A 20,918-nucleotide genomic window follows, 5' to 3' on the forward strand; every position below is an offset into this window, starting at 1 on the left:
GAATTCTTCTGTGAACGTTTTGACTGACATAAACACTCCTTCATTAGGCCTCCATTATGAGGCAAAAAAGTGTCTACGAAACCCGGGTCTATTCAGTTTCTGTAGTTGATGAAGTAGGAAAGGCGGTTTTTCATGGTGCTGAATATTTGGACGTTACCGGGGATCAGGCATACACAACTAAAGGTAAACGCGCTGCCATTTTCAACGGTGAAACGCTGGTAATAGTCAAGAAGGATAAAAAAGGAAATTCAGAGGATGAATATTTTTGCGCCTTGTGAAGTGAAACAACGGCTTAATAATTTCTGAAAATTAACTTTAGCGAATCGTGCGGAAATTTGATTTAGATCACTAAGAAAATTCCTAGTATGTACAAACATTACGCATTCTTAAAGATAGGTAAATTTATGCAATTTCTAATTGTCCCGGCGGTTCTTTGGGCTTTGTGGTTCTTTGGTATGTGTCCAGCCTTTCCCGGCTTTGCTTTTGTTCTTTTAGCTTGTATTTACCTGATGGTGTGCGTGATTGAAACGCAAATCAAAAACGCACGGGCCGCACAGCTTGCGCAATTCAACCAGTTAATGGACAGGTTAGATCGGCTTGAGCGTGAGTTATCCAGACAGGTCGAAAACGTACAGAGTGAAGTCAACGATCTTACTTACCGGGTGAACAGATGAACATACAAGCCCTTATAGAAGCCTCTAAACAGGCTCAGGAAGACACGAAAGAAGCAGGACAGGCTAACCCACACTATCAACGCTTACAGGCCGTACACGCTGATCTGATGGCCTCTAAGGATAGCTTTGCTGTTACTCCCAGGATCTACGAACCTACCCAACATGAGCAAAGCGGTTATATAAGTTTTTGCGTATCGAGCTTTACCGGGAATGTTTGTTACAGGATCAGCCTGAACAGCAACGGGGCTACACAGTTTGAGCAATCAAACTATGGCCCACGGTGGGGGCATCAAGGGAGCTATTCACTAAACGCGATCAGTATTGAGGAAGCGTTAGCGCAGTTATTCAAAAAGCCGGGGATCTTGAAATGAAAATTTGGCGTTTAACGTTTGTTCTTTGCGGGTGCTTTTGGTTGTTCGTGGCAGTGGGTGTTATGTCACTGGCTCATGCAGAGCCGATCACATATACCCCGGCACAATCTTTAGAAATCGCTAAACACGGCACGTTAGCGGTAAGGCTTGCGGAGTGTGCGCAACTAGGCCAGCAAGCTAAACAGCCTAACAACGTTTTACAGGCTCAAGCAGACGGCTTTAATCGTGAGTCTGATCTTTTCTTAGCAGCACTTGAAAAGGGAAATTTAACCAAAGAGGCAGGGAATAAGATCCCTATAATTTGGGGGATGTTACTTAGTGATTATCACACTTCTTTAGAATTTATTAAGGGTGAATTGTGGTACAGCATGAAAGAACAAGCCCGAAAAGATTACACAGAAGGGGCTAACCCGGTTCAAGCATGGAAGGATTACGAAAAGGATTTAACAAATAAAGCGGCGATCCTCTATAGCGATAAAAATTGCGAGTTATTGAAATGAAAAAACTATTAATAATCATATCGTTACTTTCTATTTCTACGGCGTCACAAGCTACGATGTTTAGAACCTTAACCGTACAAGTGTACATGTCTGATTCTATGCTTTGTATGGGTGGTTATGACGGCGACAACTTAGGAAAACTCTCTGATTTTCTTGAATCCGTCCGATATGAAACAGGCCCGGAAGGTGACGCAGTAGATCGCAGTTTTTCTAAATTCTTTGTACAGGAAGATCACGCAGCTTACTGGGCTGGGAAAGATATTAAAAAGGCTGGATTACCTAAAGACACTTGCAAAGCCTACGCACAGGACAGGTTACGCCAGTTAGCAATTAAAACAGGTAACGCTGATTTCATCACTGATAACCCGGATATGTTTGGAAAATGAAAAAATTCATCTTGCTGATCGCTGTTACTTTGCTTTCAGGTTGCACCAGTTGCTAATTGCCGTCACCAGGAGAAATGGGCGGTATATGCCCTTTTCCGCCTCGAAGGGCATACTGTAAATCAGGCGGGTGAACGGAGCGGAATGTCGCCTGGTGCCGCTGAGCACAGGGATAAGATGATCGGTCAGATGCTGACTGAATGCTGGCCTGCCCTGCATTTCTGGTGGAGCGGGTTGCGTCAACTGACGGCAGAAGGTAAGCCAGCGCCGCTGCGCAGTACCCCCTTCACCAGCTTAGAAGAGGCCCGCGCCCATCACGAACACGAGTATATTCAGTGTCTAGAATGCGGGAAAATGTACTCGCAACTGTCGGGGCATTTGGCCATGATCCATGAAATGACGACATTAGCGTACAGCCAGAAATGGCAGATCATGAAGCAAATCCCGCTGGCCGGGCTGGGTTGTCGTAAAAAACACAGTGACTCTATCACCGAAAAAATCGCCAGCGGCGATGTCGACCCGCTGGCGTTGGCCGCGCTAATGCAGGAAACCAACCGACTGCACCCTAAAAAGAAACCGTTTAAAACGCAATACGATTTGGAAACATCAGGTCAAAGTATGCTGGAAAGGCAACCCTGGCATATTTCACCGGCGATTAAGATTGCGGATGAAGAAACCAAACGAAAGGCCGTTGAACGGGTGAATAGTCGGGGAGCTGATGAAACAATAAAATCAGTGGCCAAAGAACTAGGAGTATGGCCAGGTACCCTTTACGCATGGCGCAAACAGTTCGCTAACTTTACTGACCTGAACAAGCAACTGCAGGAGCTGTACTGCACCAGAGACCCATCGGCATATAAAAAGTGCCTGATTCAGCCTGCCGGACAGATTGACCTGAACCTTATCACCCGAGAAAAAAGCAACCTCGAACGCATCGTCGCCACGCTGGGACTGAGAGAAATGACGCAGGGAACGCTGATCCGCAAATTGTGTACGTACACAACAACCAATCCGACAAGACAGGCGATATTTGAATATGACCGGCTGGTTCGCAGCATTTACACGCTGAAGTATCTGCGAGACCCGCAACTGGAACGCATAACCGTCGTTCCCAGAACCGGATTGAATCGTATCACCAGCTACGCGACGCAGTCGCCAAAGTCGGAGGAAAGAAGGAGTTAACCGGGAAAAACGACATTGAAACGGAAATAAGCAATCAGTGCGGGCGGTTGATCTCCAACGCGATCATTTATTACAACTCCGCGATCCTATCGCGACTATTGGAGCGACTGGGAGCAGAAGGTAACGACAAAGGCATTGAGGCTCTGAACCGAATATCCCCGGTGGCCTGGCAGCACATTTTGCTGAACGGGCATTATACCTTCCAGAGCAGCAATGAAATTATTGATCTGGATGTGCTGGTTGCTGTGTTGAAACTTATCTGACAAAAAATCTAAAGTTCCAGTGCAGTGGTGTCAAACCCTATGTTAAACCGAAAAAGGATAGATACTTTCTTCGAAACGTGGCAAATCCAATGTTGACCTAGCTCAATGTGGGTACATCTAATATAGTGCTAACGTGTTGTTATATTGAGTAAGAAAGGTAAGGATTACTAATGCCGATTCGTCAGTCAGACCTTCTTAACGCAGGCCAACGAGGGCATTTTGCCAAGCGATTTGGGCAGCCCACAGCCTTTCTGAGCCACAGCCATAAAGACGCGCAATTAGCACTAGGTTTACAGGCATTGCTGAATGATCAAGGGTGGGACGTCTATATCGACTGGCAAGATCAGACTATGCCCGACAAGCCGGACACCGAGACGGCCCTCAATATTAAATCAGCCATTGTGCGCGCCGACTGGTTTCTCTTTCTCGCGACACAACATTCGACGACATCACGCTGGTGTCCTTGGGAAATCGGTTTTGCTGATGGTAAAAAAGTCTATGACCGCATCGCTATTATCCCCACGCAGGACAACCTGGGCCATTTCTATGGTAACGAATATCTAAATCTCTATAACAAAATCGACGTATCTTCTGGCCATACTGGCCTTGCATTTTTCGACACTCGCGGCAATGGCAAATGGGTACGCAATCTTTAATTCCAATCAGGAAGGTACCGAAGCATGAAAAGAGAACACCTGCGTCTCATCGACAGCCTGTCTAAAGAGCTAGCAGAAGGAAATCTGGCAGTTTTTGCAGGTGCAGGTTTGTCCAGATCAGCAGGCTTTGTGGATTGGAAGTCATTACTGAAGCCAATCGCTGACGACCTGGATCTTGATGTAGAGAGGGAATGGGATCTGGTTACACTGGCGCAATACCACGCTAATGCCAATGCGACCAACCGCTCGAAGCTGAATCAGATACTGGTCACTGAATTTTCGTTAGGCGTAGCACCGACTGAAAATCACGAGATCCTAACCAGGCTACCCATTCAGACCTATTGGACAACAAACTACGACAAACTCATCGAGAACGCCCTCGAGCGAAATGGTAAAGTTCCTGACGTTAAGTACACAAACAAGCAGTTGGCTACGACCCGTCCCAAAAGAGATGCTGTAGTTTACAAGATGCATGGGGATGTTGATCACTCATCCGAGGCGGTACTAATCCGTGATGACTATGAACGCTATCACGTAAAGATGCAGCCGTTCATCACTGCTCTCAGCGGTGACCTAATAGCTAAAACCTTTCTGTTTCTGGGTTTCAGCTTCACTGATCCCAACCTTGAGTACATCCTAAGTCGAGTTCGAATTCAGTTCGCGCAGGACCAACGCCAACACTACTGCATCCTTCGTAAGGCAAGCAGGTTGGAAGGCGAGGATTTGGCCGAATTTGAATATCGTCAGCGCAAAGAAGACCTTTTCAAACACGAACTTCTACGGGTTGGGATCAAGACTGTATACGTCGATGAGTTCTCAGAGATCACTGACATTCTGAGAGAGATTGAACGTCGTCACAAACGTAAAACCATTTTTATCTCTGGTGCAGCCCATGACTACAGCCCCTGGACCGAATCCGAGGCGGAACAGTTTGTTTACAAACTAAGTAAGGCGATAAGCAAGGAGCACTACCGGGTTATTTCTGGGTTTGGCTTGGGGGTTGGCAGTGCTGTTATCTCTGGCGTACTCGAACAGACCATCATGAATGGTGGCCGCCTCGATAACGATCAATTAGTCTTGCGCCCTTTTCCTCAAAGCCAATCCGGCGAACGCTCACTACCAGAGCTCTGGACGGAGTACCGCCGCAACATGCTCGCTCATGCCGGCGTCGCACTCTTTCTATTCGGCAACAAACTGGACCGTTCTGGAGCTGTGGTGCCATCCAGCGGTATGCGCGAAGAGTTTGATATTGCAGTTGCTAACGGTCTTTTCGTCATCCCCGTTGGCATTACCGGCTCGATTTCTGCTGACCTATGGAAAGAACTAATTATAACGTACGACGAATCGAAGCATGATCAAGGTAAGAAGATTACCCCTCTGCTTCACGAGTTGGGCACCCAAGGTTCTGACTTGGAGCGTGCTCACGACATCATCCTGTCTCTCCTTCCCCTCATTTAAGGACAAAGTCATGGCAAGAAAAGTGTTTTTCAGTTTCCAGTACGAAGATGTGCAACGTGCGATGAATGTACGAAACAGCAACGTAATCGCTTCAGATACCAAGGCTGGTTTCATCGACAAAGCTGATTTCGAAGAGGTTGAGCGTAAGGGCGATGCGGCTATAAAGAAATGGATAAACGATCAGCTTCACGGTACGAGCGTCACTGTAGTTCTTATTGGAGCCACAACCAATAAGAGTAAATGGGTAAAGTACGAGATAGAGCAAAGCATTGAGCGCGGGAATGGCATCTTAACCATCGATATCAGCAAAATCGCAGATCTCAAAGGGAATACTACCGACTGCTGTTCGCTTCGTGTTCCTGGCACCACCCACTATCTATGGAACAACGGAAATGGTCGGGAAAACATAGGTAAGTGGGTTGAGGCTGCGGCGAAGACAGCTGGCAAATAATCAAAGTTCCCCCTTTATCCCAAAATATTAAAGCTCTAGATCTTTGTACGCTCTTTTAGGGCACTATTAATGCCACCTGCAGTGCAGGTGGTTTTTTTTTCCGGAATGGTCGCAGGCAACCTTAGGCGTTGCATAGTGATAGATACATCGTTTTTCGTGTCAACCTGGCCGGAACTAGTCGCTCCTGCACTAGGCAATTTTTATGTGTTCTGCATCTGAGCATCGAGTTCATATGTGCTAACAGCTCACAGGGAAAGGGCCGCGTTGAGAGAGCCAATCAGACACCTCTGGACCGTTTAATCAAGAAATGCGGCTCGAAGGTAGACACATGGTGCAAATTGTCAGGTTGAAATTGAGGTAACGGAAATTTCGGCGGTTCCGGCGTAGAACCCCAAGACTGTATATTGAGGGTGCGACTCTGAGGTCTAGTAGTCGATATTCTTAGCTAAATAAGATGTAGATAATCGCGTCATAATACTTGTAACTAGTTAGTGTTTTACACTCAATATTGAGCAAACTCTTTTTTTAAAGCCTTAAGTGATTTGACGATTTTAATCACATATGCATTTTGAGGTTCTACGGATAGAATATACATTCCTAATCCAAGTATCTCATCTATATAGTTAGGGTTAAACAAACCTCTTTCGCCGTTAAATACTTTGAATTTATCTTTTAGAAGAATATACGATTCCGTTCTGAATCTCCGGCGCATATGTTTTGGTGCCCGTATTTCTTTTTGGTTAACAATAATTCCAGTTACTATTTTTTTGTGATGACTTTTGTATATCTTGCTTTTTTCTTCATTAATGACCATGCCGAAATTGTTAATGACCCCCTTTATCTTACTGAAAAAACCTTTAGACACATGTTTCCCTGAGAAGTAAATATCATCAGCATATCTGGTATATAATATTGAGTTGGAATTGGCTATTGTAAAAAGTGTTTCGTCCAGTTCTTTAAGGACAATGTTGCTTAAAATTGGACTTGAAGGAGCACCTTGCGCGATTGATGAGTTACAAGTGCATAGACGTGCTAACTGAAGGCTTAATTTGTCAGTATACCCTAACTCACTGAATATTTTTTTTACTCTTTGGTCAGATATCTGTCCAAAAAAATCAAGTAAATCAATTTTTAGAAAAACATCCGAGCCGATGTGTTGGCGTGCGTGTTCTATATGCGATAATCCGTTAACATAGGCATAAGCGTTATTGCTTATTGGCACCTGAGATAATATTTTATCTTTAATCCAATTTTGCACGTAAGATATTTTCGGATAAGGTGAATTAATAATCCTACGACCACCGTTCCTTTTTTTTATGCTAAAGCTACGATAAAAAAAACGATTTATACCAGACATCCTACTAAGTAACGCATATTCCATACCCAATAGTTTTGAAAGGTGTTTTAATTCGTAAATAATTGGAAGGTTCTTGCTTTCAAGATTTTTAGCATAAATGTCAAGTTTTATTGACTGAGATTCACTCAGACCATTCTTCTTAAAGAAAATTTTACGATCTAAGTTATTATCCGCCATACAACGCCTCTTTGTAATGTGCTGTCCAGCACTACCGAATCAAAAGAAAAAATGCAGAACTCGTGAGGTTAAAGAAAACCTTAGCATCCATAGGCGATACACCTATTAAACTAGAGCTGGACAGCATTGGTAAGTTTAACCCTTAGTCAATCAAATTTCAACTTTTAATTCTTCACTAATTATCGATAAATCAGGAAGGTAATGACATTCTGATTTTAAACTATTTGAAATATATTTATCAATTTCTTCTTTTTCTAGTTTGAAATCTGAATGCCTGACCATTTCATAAAGTTGATGAATATCTTTTGTGTTAATGTTATATTTGAGACTGAATTCATTTTCTGAAACTTCAATAATATTGTTATCATTAAGCCACCCTAATGCAATCATGGATTCACTGTGAGTCAATCTGAATCGCTGATGCAATTCAAATATCGCGTGGGGCTTGTTGTTATGTAATAACTTAATTATAGATTTTATATTATTGTTAATCATTATCGTAACCTATTAAAGAGAGTGAATCTGAATTCATTTTCTTTATCTTTTTTCACCAAAATATGGGGAAAACGTTATTTGGACAGTTTCCGCGATTAATCTGGTATAGAGACTGGGAGTTTTCATACCCTAGAGAAAATGTATTGATTTTAAGTCCGTTAAGAGTTTCTAATAGCTTACATTCCATTTTTTTCATAAGGTTTATTTTATGTTCTTCGTTAGAATCTGAGCGTTCTTCAATGCCCTTTTCAAGCATTGTAGGACAAAAAATATCGACGTTATTATATTTTTTCTTTATTGCATTAATGCCAAAAGTCATTCCAACGAAACTAAAAACCTTAATATTAACCAATACTATTCTGTCTCCTCCTATAGAGTTCATTAAACGTTCAATGTTTTTCATAATGGTTTTTCCAGTACCAATGAAATCATCAAAAAGAACAAAATTTAAATAGTTACTATAGTTAGCCTTCTTCTTGAAATTTTTAAAGTTTTCCATGGAGGCACACATATTATTTGACTCTGACCATTCAATTTGTTTGGATCCTAAACATTGCTTAAGATTGTACAAACCTGCTACAGAACCATCGATACCCTTACCATCAGAGACAGCAATAAAAAGCGTGTTTTCAGGAGCTAAGCAAAGTTCATCAATTTTTGATGAGATACTATCAATGTCATTGTCTCTGTCTTCATAACTATGATAGACAAGTCTTTCCAATAAAATCTTTATTAACTCTCTTTCTTCTTTTTGTGTATATTCTTTGTATAGGCCTATGAGGGCTTTTTCAGAATTGACGTTATTTGCCCAAGGTAATGAGATAGACAAATTGTAAGCGGCCAGAAGGCTTTCCTCATCTGCAACTTTGGGTGCTTTGATTGACATATTTTCTCGTTGAAGAGTTAGTTAAAAGGAAATACAAGATTTATGCAAGCCTGCGCAAAATCGCTATGCTCTCGAGGCTCTTACCTGTAAGCGTAACATCATATGATTAAAGTTATATCATTTTGCTATTTGTTTGCCTACTTCCGCCTACTGTAGGATACATCAAGTGCCTTCCTAACATCATATAATAAGCCTCATATCAGTCTGACTGATGCCCATTGACTCCCTGTCACAATTGGGTTGTTGAGTGCACATCTAACTTCATATAATGGGACTTATATAAAGTTAGCCATCTACTGTATGAGCTGGTAATCTATCCAGTAGTTACAAATGCAGATGATTTTCTCTGTAGATCGTGCAGGTTACGCTACGTGAAATCTGCAAGGCAATTTGCCCTGCATCCTTCTCAGAATCCACGTAGCATCGCCATTGACGGGGAGTGCGCTTTTTAAGCTATATATGGGCAAATTAACACCAATCCACCAGGCGCTACCGGCTATCCAGGCTGAAGAGGATGTTCTGGCCAGGCTTAAGGAATTTGTTCAGGATAAGGAGGCTTTTTCTCCCAATACGTGGCGACAACTAATGAGCGTGATGCGTATTTGCCATAAATGGTCGGCAAGGAATGGACGTTCATTCTTGCCTATGCTTCCGGCTGACCTTCGCGATTACCTGAACTGGCTGCAGGATAATGGCCGGGCCTCTTCAACGATTGCGACGCATGGCTCATTGATTTCGATGTTACACCGTAATGCTGGCCTGACTCCTCCTAATTCTTCACCGCTGGTTTTCCGGGCTGTTAAGAAAATAAATCGTGTCGCAGTTGTCACGGGTGAACGTACTGGCCAGGCCGTACCCTTTCGTCTTGAAAATCTGCTTGAGCTTGATGCGCTCTGGTCTGACTCAACATCGCTTCGCCTTAAACGTGATTTAGCATTTCTGCATGTAGCTTACAGCACGCTGCTGCGTATCAGTGAATTAGCCCGTCTCCGCGTTCGCGATATCTCCAGGGCAACAGATGGCAGGATCATACTTAATGTGAGTTACACCAAAACAATTGTCCAAACTGGTGGCCTGATCAAGTCCCTAAGTTTACAGTCCTCCCGCCGGCTAACTGAGTGGCTGTCGGTGTCTGGTATCAATTCAGAACCTGACGCCCTCCTCTTTTGTCCGGTGCACCGATCTGGGAGTGCAACTCTTTCGTTCACCCGTCCGCTGAGCACGCCTGCGATTGAATCTATCTTCGCACAGGCTTGGCATACGATCGGCGCAGGTGAAACCACCATTCCAAACAAAGGGCGCTACTCAGCCTGGACGGGTCACAGCGCCCGCGTAGGAGCTGCGCAGGATATGGCTGGGCGTGGTTATGCTGTCGCTCAGATTATGCAGGAAGGAACTTGGAAAAAGCCTGAAACATTAATGCGTTATATCCGTAATCTTCAGGCTCATGAAGGGGCTATGGTAGATCTGATGGAAAGAAGTAATAAATAAAGATTCCAGACATTAATAATTCATACTTAATAAAAATTAATTATTACCTTTTTTGTACCCGCAATGGTTTAGGTTCATCTGGCCACTGCCTTCTCGTTCTTAGCCCGGCCCTCCAGTAGTAAATAACATACCATTGCCAGCAACAACGGCAGGAAGTAGTAGAGCAGGTGGTGGGGTGTGAGGTCTGACCCTGACCCAAAATCCTGTTCCATTCAGAAACAAAATTCCGGCATGATAAACACTCCTCTGAACGGAGGTGGTGCCGATGAAAAAATCACGATTCACCGGTCTTTGCCCTCAAGCAGGCCGAGCTGGGGACATCCGTGCCGGATGTCTGCCGTAAGCTGGGCATTTCTGATTCCACGTTCGATATGTGGCGTAAGAAATACGGCGGAACTTCCCCATCAGCTAAAAACCGGTGCGGTCTGCGCGGGAGATCAACGTCCCCCGCTTTTTAATGCCTGTTATCCGGTTAGCCGGGGCAATGTTCGCGAAATCCTCTTGAAACGTATGTGGAAAGGTCAAAAAATAGCCTTAACGTGTAATAATTTTCGATATCCAAACTGCCCCCAATTAACCCTTAAGTAGGAGTAGCAATAAGATATACAAAAGCAACAAATGATGGGATGGACAGATATTTAATAATTACTACGCAAATCGATTCTATCCAGGGGTTATTTCTAAAAAATTTTGAAGACTTAGATTGCACTGAGTTAGTGCAACTCCATAAATAAAATATTATTGCGGAAAATGAAAAGAAAAGATAACTGGTGGTAAATATTATTGCAGCTAATCTCATGATGTTAACTTCCTTATTGTTTAAGTCGCCCTTATCCTGACAAATAGACTCTATGATATTTATTTATTGTATCCCCTTTGTTCCTTTATGAGGAGTGAATTTTGAAGTGGTAACTTTTCCTCATTACTAATCTTATTGTACTACTGCATTTTGACTCTTAGCACTTTCTGCCTCCTTGTATAAAATTCTCTAGCCACCGAAGAAAAGCTGGCACCCTCTGAAAGCCTGTCTCCTGCCAATTGATGATGTTCCGGCGAAAGTGATGGTGGGTGCCCAAAACGGTTGCCTGCCGCTTTTGCCCGGACACTACCCGAATGAGTACGCTTGATGAACAAATCCCGCTCGAACTCGGCCACGGCCGTGATAACATATCGGTGAGATCAACCCCACCCAGTGCCAGGTAGTGAACCCAGAAATTGGCGCCGGCTAGTTGCCCTACCGTCTTTCGGACGTCCATTACATTTCTCCCAAAACGATCGAGCTCTGTGAAAATCAGAACGTCACCCGTTTTCCATCCGATCGAGCCAGATCGCTCACTGGGGGCGATAGAGCCGCTGATGCTTTCCTCTATATACCGATGTGCCTCGACCACAAAACCCGCTGCATTAATTTACCGTCCGACAACCATGTACGAATAAAGTCATGTGTCCGAATTCTAGTAAGTTATATTTCAGACATCTGTAAATGTACATGTCCGAAATCGTACGTGTTCGTATGGTTGGGCTTCAGACACCAATCATTACCTCTTTTTACGCCCTCCCAATAATTCTGACCGACCATAGCTAACTTTATCTTCTATGTGTTTTCTCATACCTGAAAAACCTTCTCTATCAAGTAATTTTTCGATTGGCCCAATTACTTGTGCTGATTTGGTGTGCTGCAATGAATTGATCCCTTCGTTCCATGCATGGAGCATATGCTTTGTCATATCTCTCCATTGCGTTTCATTCCTGGATGCCTCAACCATCTCCTTTCCCACCTCAACTGCAGATTCTGAAAGTACGTCGATCATTTCTGTAAATCGGCGAGGCGAAATCCCCAACCTGGCATTAAAAAATCGTTCCAAGGTCTTACGCGCATGCCACGTTTGCTTTCCTTCAATCGACAATGCTGGAGGGTTATGTGAAAAACGTGGGTAGGCCTGAGTTGTTACTAAATCGTACACTGGCGTATATTTCACATTTGACAAAGTCGTGTAATAGAGGGCAATATTCTTTGAATGACAGTCCGCGTTGCGAACAATGAAATTCGTCAAAATTAACCATCCCAGACCTTCCAACTGCGAACGTACTGCCGTACCAGGTAAGTACACGCGAGTCGCGTTTAATACCTTTTCCATCGTTGTCGCATATTTCTCATGCGGCGGCATCCCCAACAATCCACATGCATCTTCTAAACCGGATACAGGATTGCCTATTTCATCAACGTCGAATCGTTCAACAAGGAGTACTTTGCCATCATCAGACATGATGCTACGAGCCACGGGAGTGACCCTAAGTCGCTCTAACACTCTCATTGTGTAGAATTCATTGAAACCGAGATAAGGTGTAGTGTCGTCTGAGCCCTTAATAATGAACTGTCGGGTTTTGAGAGTGGGTTTGCCCAGTGGTATCTCTTCTTTGCCGGCAGGAGCAAGAAATTTAGGTACAACACCTGATACTGCGGCTCTCGCATAACGCCTTACTAAAACTGCAAAGTGGTCGGCTGTATTATTGCCTTTCAGCAGGTCGTTAATTTGCAAAAGATCAGGTTCTTCCCCTGGAGCTATACCTTCTGGCGTAACGGTTACACGACCTACTCCTGAAGAGCCTATAACAGCCAAAAGCGATAAATCTGTTCCATCGAGCAGTGGACCAAATTCTTCACGAATGACCCCGAGAAGATAACCTTCAGGCAGATTCTGTCTAAAAAACGGATGTAAATCCCGTGGCCAACGCCATGCTGCTTCACGAACAGGCATCGACAGGCTGATAAATTCGTTACTCTTAGTTTCTGGTAAGTATTGAAGCACATACTCATCCCGGTCCCGGAATAGTGTCGCGACTTTCTTACCCAAAACTTGCACATCTAACTTCATGATGCTTCCCCATTGCGCTGTTCCAGGAGAATGTCATCCAGGGTTCGGACATGCCCTATTTTGACTGCACGTAAGTCATAGCCCGCGGCCTCTAAAAGACGGACAAGAATCGACACACTCATATCGCCTTTTGCAAGTGTCTCCATTCGAACAACGGTCACACGTGAAACACCTGCTTTCTCAGCCAATTCAGCCTGCGACAAGTCTGCTTCGATCCTTGCAGTTTTAAGCATTTCTGCAACATTATAGAGAGTAGTCATGTGTGTCTCCTAGGATACTATAACCCCAGCATAAAGCAAAAATGTATCCACTGGGACACAAATTACCTTTTTTTCATGAAAATATGATCATGAAAGCGGTCTTTAAATCTAAGTGATAAAGACTACACGTATAAGTATTCCCGAAGATACTTAATGATGAAATATACCATTAATGTATCTCATGGGATACATTAATGGTAATAGGGGTCAGTTTGGAGCTCGGAAATTTTTGTACGTTAAGCACATTATTTAAGCAAACCAGATACGTAATGGATTGATTTAGCGTCACTGGCTATCGCTCTAGTTTTATCGCATTTAGGTTATACGATTAAGGCCAAATCCTCTGAAAATGGAGGCCGCTTGGAAAACGAAAATATCCTACTATAAGGGCTTCCCCGAACAGTCAACGCCGGTTTTTAATTTCTGTCTGTTCATCATTGAAGGGCAAGGGATAAGACTGCGCTACTCTAAACGGTCACGTTGAATCTCTATTGATTCGGACCCTGATGAAAGACGCTCGTGAGATCCTCCTTCGCTAATCGGATAGTGATATCCAGTAGGATATGCAGATACTTCTCACGGAGGTCTAACCCTTTACCATCAACGAGTTGCAGTTCAGTTACTACACAGTTAAATTTTTCATGTTGCCGAATACAGTCTGAAGTCATCGCCGTAATGGAATGATGCCCAGCACAACCTCGCATTCTTGGCAGCGATTGCAACGACAGCACGCCAGTACCCCCGCCTGCCGATCAACGAGCAGACCCAACGGCTAAACGAGTCCGTTCTATTCTCTGCCCCTATCATCACAGAACGAGCTCCCTGTACCAGCAGCGTTTTCAGATATGAATCACCGGCTTTCGTTATTCTGCCAAGTTTTGATTTTCCACCACTGCTGTATTGCGATGGCGTTAACCCCAGCCAGGCTGCCAGTTGGCGCCCGTTTTTAAAATCATGTGCGTTGCCAATACTGGCGACCAGTGCACTCGCTGTTGTGGGGCCAATACATTTCAGTTCCATTAACTGCTGGCTGCGATGGTCTGTTTTGGCCACACGAGATAATACCCAGTCATATTCGGCGATTTTTTTCTTCAATATTAGTTATATGAGCCAATAGATCATCAATGCAAAGCCTGACCTGTACTGGCAGAGTTTCCCTCTGGTCAGAAACAATATGACGTAGAGCATCAGTGCTTTGTGGGGCGATAATCCAAAATTCTGATACCAGACCCCGAAGACGGTTATACGTTGCCGTTCTTTCCTGGATAAATCCCTGTCTTGTCCGATGTAAGCACTGCATTGCCTGCTGACTTTCGTCTTTGACGGGTACAAAGCGCATATGCGGCCGCTGCATAGCCTCACAAATAGCTATTGCATCAGCTGCATCATTTTTCCCGGTCTTACCCGCCATGCGATAGGGTGAGACAAATTTGGGGGCCATCAACCGGACATCATGACCATACTGCCTGAATAATCTTGCCCAATAGTGGGCAACCGAGCAGGCTTCCATTCCAATTACACATGGAGGTAAATCTGCGATGAGTTCAGGAAGTGCTGCACATGACACCTTGGGTTTAACCAGAACTGCTTTACCATTTTGGTCAACGCAGTAAACTGCAAACACATTTTTAGCAAGATCGATACCGACAGTAGTGATGGTCATAACGAATCCCTCTGGGTCAATATTTATTCCATGATTGCACGAAAGTTGATCAGGTGCATATCCAGGGGAAGTCCCTTCCATTCGCTAAGACTAACCGACGGGTTTATGACGAAATTTTGCTTATATTAGAAAGGGGGGAAGCTGTTTTATGATCTGATGATTCATGCCCTTGTCTGCAAACACAAATCGATCCTGAAACGGAAACGTTACCTCCCTTTAAGGTGATCCCTTCCCAATATTGATGCCAGGATAAATCAGAGATCCGGGTCTGTTTGCAGGCTTCGGACAAATTCTTCCGGAGTCTGGTTATTTAATGAGGAATGTGGCCGGTACTGGTTATATTCCTGCCGCCAGTGCTCGATCTTCTCCTGAGCATCTTTCAGTGACAGGAACCAGTGCACATTCAAACACTCATCGCGCAGGCTCCCGTTGAATGACTCGACCAGAGCATTATCTGTCGGTCTGCCGGGCCGTGAGAAGTCCATTGTCACCTTATTTTCGTATGCCCATCGGTCAAGCGCTTTAGAGATAAATTCGCTGCCATTATCCGTCTGCAACCGGTGTGGTATACGGTGCTGCATTTGTTTCAGGCGCTCCATAACAGCCACCACATCCTCTCCGCGCAGCCCCTGACCAACTTCGATCGCCAGGCATCCACGACTAAAATTATCCACTACAGTTAGGGCACGTATCCGACGCCCGTTGAACAGATTATCAGCAACAAAATCCATGCTCCAGCACTGATCTAATGCGGTCACTTCTGGACGGGCGTGTCGGTGCCTGGCTGTAACATGCCTGAGTGGGCGTTTTGCTCGCAGATTCAGTCCTTCCTGACAGTAAATTCGGTGGGTTTTCTTGTGGTTGACTAACCAGCCTTCCCTGCGCAAAAGAATATGAATGCGCGGGCAACCATAGCGGATCCGTGTCTCCGCAATTTCTCTTATCCGGTGAGTCAGTGCCCTGTCATCACGACAACTGCGATAGAGGTATACCGTGCGACTCTGCATCATTAAACGGCAACCACGACGCAGCCCGATACGATAGGCGTCCAGCAGGTAAGTCACCGCTTCACGCTTCTGAATGGGCCTCAGAACTTTTTTCGGATGACATCCTGGAGCATTTCCTTATCCAGACTGAGGTCCGCCACCAGACGCTTAAGCCGTTGGTTTTCGTCCTCAAGCTGCCGCAAACGGCGCAGTTCTGTTACGCCCATACCGCCAAATTTTTTCTTCCAGTTCTAAAAAGTGGCTTCAGAAATACCCATCTTTCTGCACACTTCCTCCACCCGAGTGCCTGTTTCGGCCTGTTTAAGGGCGAATGCTATCTGTTCTTCGGTATAACGGGTCTTTTTCATGGTTGATATGCCTCTCAGTGAGATGAAAGAAAGACCGGATACTTTAGTTTAGGCTGGCACTGTTTTCAGGGAGGAGATCAATCTGTTAAACACGTGGCGACTCATCCTTTAATGCTACATATATTCCATCCATCGAATTACTCTCGAAGAATTTTAAAATCTTTTCTCCTGATTGCGTTCTGTTTTATAGCCGTTGAGCATTATAACCACCCACGCACTCAAAAAACTCTACATCATCATAATCTTTACAATAATGAAAATTGATTTTGATATGCAATAATATATTAATTTTCTTTTTGTTAAACAATTCTAGTTCTTCATGTTTTCCTACACGCCTCAGATAAATTTGACGCTACCTGTTTTATCGTCTGATACCGCAGCCATTGTTTGAATCTTAGCATGAGAAATGACATTTCAATCACTTTTAGGATTTATAATGGCGGTTAACAAGCAAGCTAAACCTGCCCCTACCAAACAACTTGGCGTGCTTACGATGACGTTACTCGTTATCAGCGCGATGTTTGGTGGGGGGGTATACAACATCCCGCAAAACATGGCTCAATCAGCCGCACTGGGCGCGATTTTGATCGCCTGGGTTGTTACCGGATTGGGCGTTTTTTTCCTCGCAAGAACCTTTCAGATTCTCGCCGACATTCATCCAGAAATGACGTCGGGTATTTACATGTACTCCCGGGCTGGATTTGGAAAACTGAGTGGTTTCTTAATCGCCTGGGGATACTGGATGTCAGCCGCATTCGGTAATGTCGGTTACGCCGTCTTACTGATGGACGCACTGAATTACTTTTTCCCTCCCTATTTTCAAGGCGGCAACACCTGGCAAGCCATCACTACAGCTTCGATCATCATCTGGGCACTCAGTATATTTGTTATGCGTGGCGTTAAAGGCATCTCGGTTCTTAACCTTATTGGCACCATTGCTAAATTTATCCCTGTTGCTGTCTTTATTTTCGTGTTGGCCTTTTTCTCTCTGCGTTATCACATGATGGGAACTGACTTTTGGGGACACTTAAGAGATAACGCATTACATGACCGGCCACTTAGCGGCCTTTTCGATCAAGTTAAAAGCACCATGCTGGTAACGCTATGGATGTATATCGGGATAGAAGGCGCGGTTGTCATGTCTGATAAAGCCGATGGACGCACCGTAAGTCGTGCGACGATTCTCGGCTTTATCATTTCAACTGTCCTGTTTATGTTAGTCAGTATTTTGCCTTTTGGCGTGTTCTCTCAAGGGGAACTTGCCGCCATGGATGCACCCTCCACAGCGGCAATTCTGAGCGCGATAGTTGGCAAATGGGGTGGCGTCTTTATCAATGTTGGCGTCATCATTGCCTTACTCTCTTCATGGCTGGTATGGACACTACTGGTAGCCGAACTGCCCTGGGCATGTGCCAAAGACGGAACCTTTCCCAAGTTTTTTGCAAGAACGAATGCCAACGGCGTTGCTTCAAGCTCACTATGGGTTTCAACGCTGGTTATGCAGGCAGCGATGGCACTTGTATTCTTTTCCAATAATGCCTGGAATGCCATGCTTTCTATTACCGGCGTGGTAATTCTTCCTGCCTATATCGGGTCCGCCGCATTTTTGTGGAAAGTTATAGCCAAAAAAGATTATCCCAAAACAGCTCGCTATAGCATGAACAGCGCATTAGTGACGAGCGTATTAGCAACGCTGTATGGATTTTGGCTGGTTTATGCTGCCGGGATCTCCTTCATCCTTGTTGGATGTGCAATCTACGCCATTGGATTATTAGTATTCGTTTGGGCACGTAAAGAACAAACCCCTAAGGAGCCGTTATTCACAGGCTCAGAAAAAGTATTGGTGATGCTGATTATTATTGCTGCGCTGACCAGCTTGTGGATGCTCTTTACCGGCCATCTTCCGCAGATCTATAAGCCATCTTGAATCATAATTTTTATTATATAACCTATATCTGGAGTCAAAATGCACGCTGCTTTAAAACCTTGTAACAAGACCTATACCGCTGGAAAATGGATGCCATCCGATCAGCGTACTCTGCGAAAGTGGATGTTAAAAATAATGGAAAAGGCCGAGAACGATACCGGTGCATTATTACCCTGTGTCGAAGACTTTAAAAACTTCATCGAGAATGACCCGAAAGCATTTATGCTCTTTACACAAATGTTTGACCAGGTCAATAAAGATGACGCTCATGCACTTTCGCCATCAGGATTACCGCAAGTACGCGATTACCAGCATATGCTGAGCTTAATAAACGTCATCATGACTCATGCGCCAGAGTTCGATGAAACAGGATTAGTGGGTTTTCCTTTTAACGCCATCTTCAACTGGTCTATGGTAACGCAAGGCGGCTGGAGTGGTTTCCTGGACGAACGAATCAATAAACATATTAAAACCATTCTTAATGAATGGGCGGTGTTTCTCAGTTCAGCTCAAAGCACCTGGGTTTTAAATGACGATCCCCGCTCAGGCTGGTTTGGTGAAGATGCCCGTAAAGCTATGCCGACATTTGTGGATGACTTTATTTGCGACCCATCACTTGATCATCACGGCTTCAAATCATGGGATGATTTCTTTACGCGACAGTTCCGCGAAGGCGTCCGCCTTGTTGCTGAACCCGATAATGATGATGTGATTGTAAATGCTTGTGAGTCAGCACCTTATCGCCTAGCCGAAGATGTGAAACAACGCGATCAATTTTGGATTAAATCACAGCCCTATGCTCTGCAATATATGATGGATAACGATCCTTTGACTGAGGCTTTTATAGGAGCGACGGTATATCAGGCATTTCTGAGCGCCCTGAGCTATCACCGCTGGCATGCGCCCGTATCAGGCAGGATTGTTAAAACACGCATTATCGATGGAACCTACTACTCCGAAACATTATGTGAAGGGGAAGATGTTGCAGGCCCAAATGCTTCTCAGGGATATATTACTGAACTGGCAACCCGAGCATTAATTTTTATTGAAGCTGATAATTCGGATATTGGATTAATGTGCTTTATGGCCGTGGGTATGGCTGAGGTATCAACCTGTGATGTGACCGTTTACGAAGGGCAACATGTTAACAAAGGTGAGCAATTAGGCATGTTCCACTTCGGTGGTTCAACTCACTGCTTATTCTTCCGCCCGGAAGTCAATCTTGAGTTTGATTTTCATGGTCAAACGCCGGGACTGGAAAGCAATAATATTCCTGTTAACAGCACGTTAGCCCGTATCAAACGAAGTTAAGTCACGTTGCCGGGGCAGGTCCCTGCCCCAAATGTACCCCATGCCTTAGACTACCTTGCAGGATTGGCGGGTTGAAGCGGGCTTAACATCTGCGCAGGTCGCTGAACGCATGGGGGTAAAACCACCTACCGTTAGCAGGATGGAGAAAAACGCCATAAAAATGAGCTATGAACCCCTCATTTGCTATGCTCGAGCCTGCGGAGTTAAATTTAACTTACAGCAGATTTGATGATGACATGTTTAATTAGCTACTAACTTAATAAGCTCGTAGCTAATTTTATAGATTTTTTTATCAATCTGGAAAGTTGCCGCCTTCGAGCATTTATTAGTTTTTGATTCACTCGATAGTGGGCGGATGCATCATTTGAAGCATATTACGGTAAATATCGGCTTCACTTACGTCCTTTCCGTTTCCAATTTTTCAACCAATCCCCGAATTATGTCCTTCCTGCTTACCGTCTTATACATTGAAGTAAGTTCGGCAAAGAGTTTACAATATGTGTGCTTTTCACTAAGCGATCCTTCATTCATAGCCCGGAAGTAATCATCAATTTGATTAGCTGTGTTACTTTCCTTCCCCATTCATACTCTCCCTTACGGCCTCACTTTTAGGTGAAACCACTACAACCCACTCTTCGGAATTTATCCCTTTCACAGGTTGCTCATCCATTAATAAAAGTAAAAGTAGTATTCATTTGGAATAGGTCAATTTTGGGAAACAAAATTTACAATTACGGAATTAAGTAGCTGCTTCGAATAGTGCGACAGTTGAGATTCTTCCCATCTGAAAGGAAGGGGCTAACCGTACAATATGATGGGGGCAGTTTGGGTATCGAAAATTATTGTACCTTCAGCTGAATTTTGTACCTCTAGGCTGTGTTTGGGCTTGACCACGTTGACAGGCTGCTTGAGCGAGATATAGTCATTCGCACCCTGAGAATTACACTATTAAGTGATTCAGGGTATGCGCTTACTGGTTACGAATATTGAGCGAGAATCATGTGATGATCGCCGCTTTTCTTTCGAGCCAGTGGGTGCTCCACGTTCGCTAATGAATACTCAGGGCATGCAGATAAACTGCTGGCTGTATCACGCTCTGAGACATTCGACAAGATTTTTATGGCTTCAGTAAGGGCGAGTGGCGCGCTTCGAGAGCCAGCAAATATTTTGCTTCATCGTACTG

16 protein-coding genes and 8 pseudogenes are annotated in these 20,918 nt (G+C 44.3%); 15 read left to right on the plus strand and 9 right to left on the minus strand.

Features of this window, described 5'->3' with window-relative positions:
- Window positions 1–56 precede the first annotated feature (56 nt).
- The 10 genes and pseudogenes from EC840_RS24785 to EC840_RS24830 all read left to right on the plus strand — a co-directional run bounded on the left by EC840_RS24785 (window position 57) and on the right by EC840_RS24830 (window position 5,938).
- A complete protein-coding gene (locus tag EC840_RS24785) occupies window positions 57–278 on the plus strand; it encodes a hypothetical protein (RefSeq protein ID WP_132967379.1) in 222 nt (73 codons plus the stop codon).
- A gap of 87 nt (window positions 279–365) precedes the next feature.
- Window positions 366–674, plus strand: coding sequence for a hypothetical protein (locus tag EC840_RS24790; RefSeq protein WP_132967381.1), 309 nt, complete (start codon window positions 366–368; stop codon window positions 672–674).
- Window positions 671–1,045, plus strand: a complete 375-nt coding sequence (locus EC840_RS24795; RefSeq protein ID WP_132967383.1) for a hypothetical protein — start codon at window positions 671–673, stop codon at window positions 1,043–1,045. Before EC840_RS24790 ends, EC840_RS24795 begins: the two co-directional genes overlap by 4 nt.
- Entirely contained in the window at window positions 1,042–1,545 is a 504-nt protein-coding gene (locus EC840_RS24800) for a hypothetical protein (RefSeq protein ID WP_132967385.1), read from the plus strand. The genes EC840_RS24795 and EC840_RS24800 overlap by 4 nt, the downstream gene beginning before the upstream one ends.
- Window positions 1,546–1,631: 86 nt before the next feature.
- Window positions 1,632–1,931: a hypothetical protein gene (locus tag EC840_RS24805; protein ID WP_207914790.1), complete on the plus strand. Its 300-nt coding sequence runs from the start codon at window positions 1,632–1,634 to the stop codon at window positions 1,929–1,931.
- Between the two features lie 186 nt (window positions 1,932–2,117).
- Window positions 2,118–2,711 (plus strand): annotated as a pseudogene (locus EC840_RS24810) (MucR family transcriptional regulator); the annotation flags it as partial.
- Between the two features lie 15 nt (window positions 2,712–2,726).
- Window positions 2,727–3,373: pseudogene (locus EC840_RS24815) on the plus strand (Tn3 family transposase); the annotation flags it as partial.
- A 170-nt stretch (window positions 3,374–3,543) separates the two neighbouring features.
- Window positions 3,544–4,029 carry a toll/interleukin-1 receptor domain-containing protein gene (locus EC840_RS24820; RefSeq protein ID WP_132967389.1) on the plus strand — a complete coding sequence of 162 codons (486 nt, stop codon included), beginning with the start codon at window positions 3,544–3,546 and terminating at the stop codon, window positions 4,027–4,029.
- A 24-nt stretch (window positions 4,030–4,053) separates the two neighbouring features.
- Window positions 4,054–5,487: an SIR2 family protein gene (locus tag EC840_RS24825; protein WP_132967391.1), complete on the plus strand. Its 1,434-nt coding sequence runs from the start codon at window positions 4,054–4,056 to the stop codon at window positions 5,485–5,487.
- 10 nt (window positions 5,488–5,497) lie between these two features.
- Complete coding sequence (locus EC840_RS24830; protein ID WP_045358144.1) at window positions 5,498–5,938, plus strand: TIR domain-containing protein; 441 nt, start codon at window positions 5,498–5,500, stop codon at window positions 5,936–5,938.
- A gap of 502 nt (window positions 5,939–6,440) precedes the next feature.
- Here the strand turns inward: EC840_RS24830 and EC840_RS24835 are convergent.
- The 3 genes from EC840_RS24835 to EC840_RS24845 all read right to left on the minus strand — a co-directional run bounded on the left by EC840_RS24835 (window position 6,441) and on the right by EC840_RS24845 (window position 8,853).
- Window positions 6,441–7,472, minus strand: a complete 1,032-nt coding sequence (locus tag EC840_RS24835; RefSeq protein ID WP_207914791.1) for a reverse transcriptase domain-containing protein — start codon at window positions 7,470–7,472, stop codon at window positions 6,441–6,443.
- Between the two features lie 150 nt (window positions 7,473–7,622).
- The gene (locus EC840_RS24840) at window positions 7,623–7,967 is read right to left on the minus strand and encodes a hypothetical protein (protein ID WP_132967393.1); all 345 of its coding nucleotides are present in this window, start codon (window positions 7,965–7,967) and stop codon (window positions 7,623–7,625) included.
- A 52-nt stretch (window positions 7,968–8,019) separates the two neighbouring features.
- Window positions 8,020–8,853, minus strand: a complete 834-nt coding sequence (locus tag EC840_RS24845; protein ID WP_132967395.1) for a hypothetical protein — start codon at window positions 8,851–8,853, stop codon at window positions 8,020–8,022.
- Between the two features lie 459 nt (window positions 8,854–9,312).
- On the opposite strand from EC840_RS24845, the gene EC840_RS24850 reads away from it, so the two are divergent.
- Window positions 9,313–10,344, plus strand: a complete 1,032-nt coding sequence (locus EC840_RS24850; protein WP_132967397.1) for a tyrosine-type recombinase/integrase — start codon at window positions 9,313–9,315, stop codon at window positions 10,342–10,344.
- A 74-nt stretch (window positions 10,345–10,418) separates the two neighbouring features.
- On the opposite strand, the pseudogene EC840_RS25620 reads toward EC840_RS24850, so the two are convergent.
- A pseudogene (locus EC840_RS25620) lies at window positions 10,419–10,517 on the minus strand (UPF0104 family protein); the annotation flags it as partial.
- Window positions 10,518–10,609: 92 nt separating this feature from the next.
- Between EC840_RS25620 and EC840_RS24860 the strand changes: the two are divergent.
- Window positions 10,610–10,739: pseudogene (locus EC840_RS24860) on the plus strand (transposase); the annotation flags it as partial.
- A 544-nt stretch (window positions 10,740–11,283) separates the two neighbouring features.
- On the opposite strand, the pseudogene EC840_RS25625 reads toward EC840_RS24860, so the two are convergent.
- From EC840_RS25625 to EC840_RS24885, 5 genes and pseudogenes are all read right to left on the minus strand, one after another.
- Window positions 11,284–11,759 (minus strand): annotated as a pseudogene (locus EC840_RS25625) (recombinase family protein); the annotation flags it as partial.
- 123 nt (window positions 11,760–11,882) lie between these two features.
- Entirely contained in the window at window positions 11,883–13,220 is a 1,338-nt protein-coding gene (locus EC840_RS24870; protein ID WP_132967399.1) for a type II toxin-antitoxin system HipA family toxin, read from the minus strand.
- Window positions 13,217–13,480: a helix-turn-helix transcriptional regulator gene (locus EC840_RS24875; protein ID WP_132967401.1), complete on the minus strand. Its 264-nt coding sequence runs from the start codon at window positions 13,478–13,480 to the stop codon at window positions 13,217–13,219. The genes EC840_RS24870 and EC840_RS24875 overlap by 4 nt, the downstream gene beginning before the upstream one ends.
- A gap of 639 nt (window positions 13,481–14,119) precedes the next feature.
- Window positions 14,120–15,143 (minus strand): annotated as a pseudogene (locus EC840_RS24880) (IS110 family transposase).
- 254 nt (window positions 15,144–15,397) lie between these two features.
- Window positions 15,398–16,497 (minus strand): annotated as a pseudogene (locus EC840_RS24885) (IS3 family transposase).
- 436 nt (window positions 16,498–16,933) lie between these two features.
- Here EC840_RS24885 and EC840_RS24890 point away from each other — a divergent pair.
- The 3 genes and pseudogenes from EC840_RS24890 to EC840_RS24900 form a co-directional block, all read left to right on the plus strand.
- Window positions 16,934–18,424: a basic amino acid/polyamine antiporter gene (locus EC840_RS24890; RefSeq protein ID WP_132967403.1), complete on the plus strand. Its 1,491-nt coding sequence runs from the start codon at window positions 16,934–16,936 to the stop codon at window positions 18,422–18,424.
- Between the two features lie 39 nt (window positions 18,425–18,463).
- Entirely contained in the window at window positions 18,464–19,735 is a 1,272-nt protein-coding gene (locus EC840_RS24895; RefSeq protein WP_132967405.1) for a phosphatidylserine decarboxylase family protein, read from the plus strand.
- 52 nt (window positions 19,736–19,787) lie between these two features.
- Window positions 19,788–19,964, plus strand: a pseudogene (locus EC840_RS24900) (helix-turn-helix transcriptional regulator); the annotation flags it as partial.
- Window positions 19,965–20,918 lie beyond the last annotated feature (954 nt).

It is taken from the genome of Rahnella sp. JUb53 (genome assembly GCF_004346065.1).
GTDB lineage: Bacteria > Pseudomonadota > Gammaproteobacteria > Enterobacterales > Enterobacteriaceae > Rahnella > Rahnella variigena.